The sequence below is a fragment of the Armatimonas sp. genome (genome assembly GCF_043760365.1).
Lineage (GTDB): Bacteria > Armatimonadota > Armatimonadia > Armatimonadales > Armatimonadaceae > Armatimonas.
Window position 1 is genome coordinate 1 of record NZ_JAYUPA010000066.1, and the last position, 6,698, is coordinate 6,698.

The following is a 6,698-nucleotide window of genomic DNA, read 5'->3' on the forward strand; positions in this document are numbered from 1 at the left end:
AGCTCTGAATATTGCTTCCAAGGCACGGGGCAATGTAACTTGCCCTATAGACGGGGAAGCGGTTTCGGCCTGCCTCCACTGTCAAAGCCCCCACCTTTAGGCGGAGGATCAGTTACGGTCGTGTAATCGTTTCGTGAAGGTTCAGGAGCACACGCGCCACATGTGTCCACGCAGCGAGATCGGCTTTGTCGAGCTTTTCCGGTAGTGGGGCGTAGCCGGTTTTTAGGAGTGCCTCCGCGGCGGTGCTGTCCATTTTGTAAGCAGTCAGTTGCTGATTGTAAACACTGAGCAGGGTCTTTTGCTCCGTTGGGCTGGGGTTGCGCTGGAGCACTTGCTGGCACGCCCAGGTGAGTTTTTGCTCAGGTGAACCACCGGTTTGGGTGAGGATACCAACACCAAAGGCACGGGCAGCTTCCACATAGGTCGGGTCGTTGAGTAAGACCAGGGCTTGTTGGGGGATATTGGAGCGGTTGCGCTCGGCGGTGCACTCCTCGCGGCTGGGGGCATCGAAGGCCAGCATCGAGGGATGTAAGAAGCTACGCTGCCACCAGGTGTAGAGCCCGCGCCGGTACTGGCTCTCTCCCTTATCGGCTATCCAGTCGCGCACGGGGAAGTTTAAGTTCTCCCAGTAGCGCTCCGGCTGATACGGCTTCACCGACGGCCCCCCGAGCTTGAGCGAGAGCAGCCCGGAGACTGCGAGCGCATTGTCGCGCACTTCCTCAGCCTCTAAACGAAAGCGGCTCTGGCGGGCGTACTCACGGTTGTAGGGGTCGGCGGCGAGAAGCGCTTTACTTGTTGTCGAGACTTGCTTGTAGGTATTACTATTTACCATTAGGCGCACCATGTGCCTCATATCCCAGCCACTGTCTCGAAACTCGCAGGCGAGCCAGTCCAGCAGCGCGGGGTTGGTGGGGGGCTCCCCCTGCGCCCCGAGATCGTCCAGAACCTTGCTTGGCCCTGTCCCAAAGAACTGCTTCCAGAGCCGGTTCATCACCGTACGCGCCGTGAGTGGGTTCTCGCGGCTCACCAGCCAGTTGGCGAGATCGAGCCGACTCCCGCTTGTGCTTTTGGGGAGAAAGCTTGGAGTCGCTGCCGTGACGGCTTCGCCGGTTTCGTCGAGGAAGTTGCCACGCGGGAGAATGCGCACGGTGCGGGGCTTGGTGTTTTTGACCGTGACGAGGCAGCGGCCAATGCTGGCTTCGTAGTCAGTTCTTGCTTTTTTGGCATCGGTGAGCTCTTTTTTTAGAGTCTCGGGCACCTCGGCACCGGTAAGGGCCGTGAACCGGAACTTGCCTAAATTGTGATCCGTGCCGTGGTTTTGCACCAGAGTGAGCCGGAGTGTCTCGCCCTCGGCGAGGGTGAGGGGCTCCGCAAAGGTGGCCACCAGCTCATGGGGCTTTCCTGCATCGGGCAAGATCGCCCAGCCAAAGCTGTCAGGGGTCAGTGCCGAGGCGGCGCTCCAGCGCTTGTCGGGGTGGGCCTCCGCAGACGAGGCCTGCTCAATAGATGCCTGTGCCTTTGAAAAAATAAGCTTCTGCGGCTCCGCGCCGGGCGTGATGCGCTGCGCGATCAGCTCACTCAGGACGAAGTTGCCGTTGCCCGCGCGGCCCGGGCCGCGCGCGGGAAGCGACGGATCGGGGAGCACTTCCAGACGTAGCCCCGTGAGCGTCCCTGAGATTCCCGTCTCAAGCGTGTAGGTGTTCTTGTCCGGGTTGGGACCACTCGCCAGAACCGCGCCGTCGGGCTGGACGGTAAGAGTCGTCCCCCCAAGCGCCGCCGTGTTTATCGTCTTGAGGGGCTTCCAGATCGCATCGAAGCGCTGCTGAAGGGTGGCAACACGCGCCTCATGGCTCGCCAGCTCACGGGTTTGTTCGGCAGTGGGAACCAGCATTCCGGGTTCGCGAGCACCGATGAGGCCCTCCTCAATATCGGCGAAGAATGCCCCGAGGCGGAAGAAATCGCGCTGCGTGAGGGGATCGAACTTGTGGTCGTGGCAGTTAGCACATCCCGTGGTCTGCCCCATCCAGACTGTCCCAACGGCACGCACTCGGTCGGTTAGGTAGCGCGCCTCGTAGTCTTTGGGCTGTCCACCGCCTTCTTCCGTCGTCAGAAGCAGCCGATTGAACGCTGACCCAACCCGGGTTTCTTGCGAGGCATCGGGCAGTAAATCGCCCGCGAGCTGCTCTTGAGTGAATCTATCGAAGCGCTTGTTGGTGTTAAAGGCGTTGATCACATAATCGCGGTACGGCCAGACATTGCGCGGCGTGTCGCTGTGGTAGCCAATGGTGTCCGCGAAGCGGGTCACATCCAGCCAGCCCTGCGCCATCCGCTCGCCGTAGTGGGGATTGGCCAGCAAGCGCTCCACTAATTTCGCGTACGCATCGGGGGCTTTATCACTCACAAACGCGGCCACTTCCTGTGGCGAGGGCGGCAGGCCCAGCAAGTCAAACGACAGCCGCCGGATCAGCGTGCGTCTGTCCGCCGTGGGTGAGGGCTTGAGCGTGAGCTCCCTAAGGCGCTTCTGCACCAGAAAATCAATGGGGTTCTTGCCCGCTGGGATCGCCGCTTTCACCGGCATTTCATAGGCCCAGTGCTTCTGGTACGCCGCGCCCTCGCCAATCCAGCGCAGGAGAAGCTGCTTTTGCGTGTTGGTGAGTGTCTTGTGAAAGTCGGGGGGGGGCATCGCGCCGCTACGAATCTGTTGTGCCAGGGTACTGGCCAGAATATCCCCCGGAATCACTGCACGATTCGGGCCATCGAGCCGCAGGTTCGCTTGGCGCTTGTTCTTATCCGGGCCGTGGCAGGCAAAGCAGTTGTCGGAGAGAATCGGGCGAATGTCCCGGTTGAAGACAACCCCTCCCGTTCCCCCTCGTTGAACGGGGGGCGTGGGGATTGCCAGGCTCATCCCCACACAGACGGCGCTCAGCAGCGCACACGAAGCAAGCTTTAGAATATTCATAAGTTCTAGCATTACTCTTCGACGCTAACTGCCATTTCCCCTTTGGCAAGCGAGCCGAGACGTAAAATGTTGAAGCTAGCGCTCGCGCTTGCCGCCGGTGATAATGCTCTCAATGAGGCTGGCAAAGAGCACCAGACGCTTGTCCCCGAAGGTAGTGTCGCTCGCGATGCGCTTGCGGGCTTGCTCCAGCGTGGCGGTTGCTCCCGCCGTGTCGCCGGACTTTGCCTGGGCAGCCGCAACCGCTCCCAGAAGGCGAATCGGCTCGTCCTGCATGATGACACTACTCGGATTGGCGAGCACGCGCTCCGCCTCTTTCTGGGCCTCGCCGACTTTCGCTTTCGTCGCGAGGGCGTACACCAGGGCAGGGAGTGGCTCGGAGAAGAGTGCTCGTGCCCCTGCCACATCGCCCATTTCTGCCAGGGCCTCCGCGACCGACTTACGTGCCTTAGGATCGGTGCCCGCAAGCTTCTTGGCTGTGGCGCTGTCGCCGATCTGCACAAAGTAGCCCAGTAGAAACTCCTGTGTCATGCGCCGCTCCATCGCCTCCTTAATGGTCTGGTTGCGCTTCAGTGCCTCGGCGAGTGTGGCTTTCGCCCCCGCTTTATTGCCCGCCTTGGCCTGCTTGGTGGCGAGATTGCCCAGCGCCAGCACGATATTGGCAATATCGCCCTTATTTGCCAGTAAGCGTGCCTTTGCCGCCGCAAACTCCCCGATCTCTTCCAGAAGGCTGGTCTGCATCGAGCGTCCCTCGGAGCTGGCGGCGACCGTGGGCGCGGACTTCACGGCCAGTGCCATCGTCGCTTTTGCCGCAGCGGCGTTCTTCGGATTTGCCTGATAGACCGCCAGCCACGCGAGGCCGTAGAAGCGCCACTCGGGCGCTTTCTGTTTCTGTGCCCGCTGTACACCCTCGGCAAAGAGTGCTTTTGCGCCTGCCGCATCGCCCGCATCGTCGTGGGCAATCGTGACCATCGGCCAGAGCATCGGGCTGAGCTTGGGATCGTCTACGGGTGCGCCACGCATGAGTGCCACGGCATCGGCCCGCGTCTTCTTCGCCGCATCCGGCTGGCCAATCGCCGCTTCGGCGCGTGCGAGCCGGATCAGGACGCTTGCGCGTTCCTCAATGCCCGGCTCCGTCGCCAGTAACCCTCGCGCCTCGGTGAGAAGCGGCTCGATCAAAGGCCGCAGCACTTCTTTGTTTTGCATAAAGACATTGTACCGAGCAAACGGGCGTTTTTAGGCCTACAATAGCGCGTGATCTCTGACTGGAGCCGTGCCCGTTCCCATGCTCGCGCCGACCGCGATGCCCTTCCCGAGACGTTAAGCGTAAGTGCTGATGCCCTGCTGGAGGCCGCGTTCGCCGCCGCAGGGCTGAGCGTGCGCCCCCGCCCGCGCCGCGACCCGCTACTTTTTACCTCCCACGCTGTGCTAGATATCGAGGCATCGGCCGTGTGGGTGCGCGACGATGCCAGCCTTCAGGAGCGGCGGCTGATTCTCGCACATGAGCTGGGGCATTTAAAACTCCACCATAGCCCCGAGGAGTGCCGCTGCGACGAAGGTGACTTGGCTGAGACGCCTGAGAACGCCGGAAATGGCTACGGCCCCCGCCAGCGCCGCGAGACCGAGGCCAATGTCTACGCCCGCGAGTTCCTGCTGCCCGCGCCGCTTGCCCGAAAGCTCTTTATAGACGACAAGCTCGATGCCGTGGAGATGGCGGAGAAGCTTGGTCTGCCGCTCGCCACGGTCATTGCGCAGCTCACCGCGCCTCTCGTGCTCCCGATTTTAGAGAAAACTCCCGTCGAGAAAAGCCTCGCGGCGGGGCTGGATCCGTCGCAAGAGGCTGCTGCAAAAGCCGACTACGGGCCACTTCTCGTCGGTGCGGGGCCGGGCACGGGCAAGACACGTACCCTCACAGCGCGGGTTTTGTTTCTGGTGCGCGAGAAGCAGGTTCGCCCCGAGAATATTCTGGCGCTCACGTTCTCACGAAAAGCCGCTGAGGAGATGCGCGAGCGGATCGCCAGCGAGGACGAGACCATTGCGGCGCGGGCAGCGATTACTACGTTTCACTCGTATGGTCTGGATCTACTGCGCCGACACTGGAAGCTTGCCGGGCTTCCTCCAAGACCACTGATGCTCACCGAAGCCGAGGCGTTTGCGCTTTTAGAGCGCCGCATCGCCTTGATTGAGCTGGGGCCGCTGCGCTACATCCACGACCCGGCCTACCCGTTGCCCGAGGCACTGCGTGCGATCTCGAAAGTCAAAGAGAGTGGGATCACGCCCGAGGAGCTGGCAGTGCGCGCCGAAGCGAGCGGCGATGAGATCTGGCAAGATATCGCCCGGCTCTACGCGGCCTACGAGGGCCTGCTCAAGGAGCACGGGGCGCTGGACTTCGCGGACTTAGTGGTGCGGCCCCTGCGGCTGCTCGAAGCCTACTCGGATGTGCTGGCAGGGGAGCGGGGCAAGTGGCGGCAGGTCTTAGTGGACGAGTACCAGGACATCAACCGCTCGGGCGCACGACTCGTGCAGCTTCTCACGGGGCCCGATGGCACGGCGCTCTGGGCCGTGGGCGATCTGCGGCAGGCGATCTACGCCTTTCGCGGCGCGTCGCCCGCCAATGTGGCGCGCTTCGCCGAGGACTTCCCCGGCGGACGGCGCATGGATTTGGCAGTGAACTATCGCTCGCGCCCTGGCTTGGTTACGCTCTTTGGACAGGCTAGCGGTGAGGGCGGCGAGGTCTGGGAGCCGCGCCGTGAGGGCTTGGCCTCGACAACGCTTGCTATCGCCCCCCACGATGCCGGGCAAGCGGAGGGCATGGCGGCGAGCATGCAAGCCTATGTGGACGAGGGCTATGCCTGGCGCGAGCTGGCGATGCTCTGTCGCACCCGAAGCCAGGCACGCAACCTGAAGAAAGCCCTAGTCGCGCGGGGGATTCCCGTCGGCCCCGGCCCCGATGAAGGCGGCCTGCTTACCCGCCCCGATGTGCGGATGCTACTGGCAAGGCTGGAGGAGCAGATCGAGACAAACGCCGATGCCTACGACTCTCTGATCGCGATGCTCTACGGTGCTGAGGGCATGGCCCGCACGCTTGCCGAACCCGAGGCGGTGACGAGTCTACTGATGCTTGCGCTCACGTTTCGAGAGCGCGAGGCGATTCTGCGCCTTGGCGAGACACGGCCCATTCGGGCGTTTTTAGAGCACCTGCGCCGCCTGACACGCCTGGGAACCGCGCCGTCGGCTCCTGCCAACGAGAACGAGGACGCGGTGCGGCTGCTCACGGTTCACGGTGCAAAGGGCCTAGAGTTCCCTGTGGTCTTTGTTCCTAATCTCGCCGTGGGCCGCTTTCCCCCGCGCCCCATGCCCGGCCTCCTCACGCCGCTGCCTGCGGAAAACAGCGACGAAAAAGAAGACGAGGCTAAAGAGGAGCCTGGAACCGTGGCCTCCGATGAAGAGGCGCGGCTGTTCTTTGTCGCACTGACCCGTGCCCGCGATCATCTGGTGCTCTCTCGCGCCGTGAAGCACGGTCGCATGAGTGCGCGGCCCTCGCCCTTGCTGGACTGTCTTGAGAACGTGAACGGCGTCGAGACCGTGTTCTGGCGCAGTAGCGACACGCTGGAGCCGCCGCCGGTTCGCGAGCAACCCGGCACGCGCCCGGAGGTCAAAGCGCCCGATGCCGAGCTGTACCTGCGCTGCCCCAAGCGCTACGAGCTGCAAGTGGTTCAGGAGAAACCCACCGACAATCCCA

3 protein-coding genes are annotated in these 6,698 nt (G+C 62.8%); 1 reads left to right on the forward strand and 2 read right to left on the reverse strand.

The annotated features are described in order from the left end of the window. Positions 1 to 112: 112 nt before the first annotated feature. Both ACH2EH_RS01685 and ACH2EH_RS01690 read right to left on the reverse strand, forming a co-directional pair. Positions 113 to 2,959, reverse strand: a complete 2,847-nt coding sequence (locus ACH2EH_RS01685) for a DUF1553 domain-containing protein (RefSeq protein WP_395138219.1) — start codon at positions 2,957 to 2,959, stop codon at positions 113 to 115. A gap of 75 nt (positions 2,960 to 3,034) precedes the next feature. After that, the gene (locus ACH2EH_RS01690; protein WP_395138221.1) at positions 3,035 to 4,162 is read right to left on the reverse strand and encodes a hypothetical protein; all 1,128 of its coding nucleotides are present in this window, start codon (positions 4,160 to 4,162) and stop codon (positions 3,035 to 3,037) included. A 48-nt stretch (positions 4,163 to 4,210) separates the two neighbouring features. Here ACH2EH_RS01690 and ACH2EH_RS01695 point away from each other — a divergent pair. Beyond that, positions 4,211 to 6,698 (forward strand): UvrD-helicase domain-containing protein (locus ACH2EH_RS01695; RefSeq protein ID WP_395138223.1); only part of this gene is annotated, 2,488 nt, incomplete at its 3' end.

Bases quoted from the DNA above. Each gene is read 5' to 3' on its own strand.
- ACH2EH_RS01685 (WP_395138219.1), bottom strand. From the start codon at position 2,959: ATGAATATTCTAAAGCTTGCTTCGTGTGCGCTGCTGAGCGCCGTCTGT.
- ACH2EH_RS01690 (WP_395138221.1), bottom strand. From the start codon at position 4,162: ATGCAAAACAAAGAAGTGCTGCGGCCTTTGATCGAGCCGCTTCTCACC.